General features: G+C 68.2%; 2 protein-coding genes and 1 pseudogene. All 3 read left to right on the forward strand.

Annotation, left to right across the window (positions count from 1 at the left end):
- Nucleotides 1-61: 61 nt before the first annotated feature.
- Nucleotides 62-232 carry a hypothetical protein gene (locus tag ABFX51_RS01505; protein WP_346051572.1) on the forward strand — a complete coding sequence of 57 codons (171 nt, stop codon included), beginning with the start codon at nt 62-64 and terminating at the stop codon, nt 230-232.
- 80 nt (nt 233-312) lie between these two features.
- Nucleotides 313-690 (forward strand): pilin, encoded by a 378-nt coding sequence (locus ABFX51_RS01510; RefSeq protein WP_428832428.1) that lies wholly within the window; start codon nt 313-315, stop codon nt 688-690.
- Nucleotides 691-736: 46 nt separating this feature from the next.
- A pseudogene (locus ABFX51_RS01515) lies at nt 737-1,302 on the forward strand (hypothetical protein); the annotation flags it as partial.

Raw genomic sequence — 1,302 nt, forward strand, 5'->3', positions numbered from 1 at the left:
CCTCGGAGCCGCCATCACCTGCTACAAGAAACTCACCAAGTGAGACAAGCTCTTAGCGGTATTGTCCTACGCCCAGGTTCAGCGCGGCCGGCACCGGGCCGAGCGGCGGCTCGCGATCTGGCTGGCGGAGACGAGCGAACAGCCGGACCAGACCGATCCGACCGCGACCGCCGCCGTCACCAATCCCCCGCTCCCCGACTTCGCCAGGAAACAACGACAGCGGCCGGTCTGATCGAGCCGCCCGATCAGGACTTCTTCGTTGCGGGTGAGCCACCCGCGTGGTGCTCACCGCTCGACCGCCAGGAGGTTTCCGTGCGCCGTTCATCTCGTCGCGACGCCTTGGACCGGTGCGCCTGGATCATCCGCCAGTCCGCGCTGGTCGCGGAACTCGTACTCGCCACGCTGGTCGTCACGAGCTCCACGGCGTTCGCCGACCCGGCTCAGGTGCTCGCTCTGGCCGCAGACGTCAACACCGTACTGACGAACATCCGCAACTGGCTCATGGGCATCCTCGCGCTGATAGCCACCGTGTTCCTCACCATCGGCGGCGTCCGTTACCTCATGGCCAGCGGCGACCCGGGCGAAGTGCAGAAGGCTAAGGACGCCTTCAAGAACGCGGGCATCGGCTACGGGCTCGCCGCACTCGCACCCGTCGTCGTGACGATCCTCCAGCAGCTGGTGGGGGCCTGAGATGGCACCTCGTCCCGGTCGCCGCGGCATCGTGACGATGCTGCTCGTGAGCCTGGTGGTCGTGCTCGGCATCGTGGCCGCGGTGACTGCGCGGGCTCAGCCAGCACCGCCGAACCCCTGCACCGGACCGAACCCGCCACTCGCCTGCGCGCCGGCCTCGCCGCCGGTCCTGACGCCCACTCCCACGCCGGACCCGTGCCCGCCGGATTCGCCGGTCTCGTTCTGCCACCTGCCGAGCCAACCGACGGCCCCGCCGCCCGGTTGCGCCGGCGAGGGGTGTATCCCGCAGCCCTCGGCCACCCCGCCGCCGCAAACCAGCGGCCCAGCTCCGGACAACGGAACGTCCGGGGACAGCGACTGCAGCCTGTGGAGCCTGTCCTCGTGGCCCGGGTGTCTGAACAACCTATTGACGTCCTTCTTTCGAGGCGTGGTCATTGATGCCTTGAATCCGCTCTTGGACCTGCTGTCCAACACACTGCTGACCACCCCGACACCCGATCAGCTACCCGGGATCGGCGAACTGTGGAATTCCTCCTGGGAGGTCCTTCTCGCGGTGATGCGCCCCGGGTTCCGTGCAGGTCTCGTTGTCTGTCACCGAGCCCGGGCAGGCTC

The sequence above is a fragment of the Amycolatopsis dongchuanensis genome (assembly GCF_039542405.1).
In the GTDB taxonomy this organism is placed as follows: Bacteria; Actinomycetota; Actinomycetes; order Mycobacteriales; family Pseudonocardiaceae; genus Amycolatopsis_E; species Amycolatopsis_E sacchari.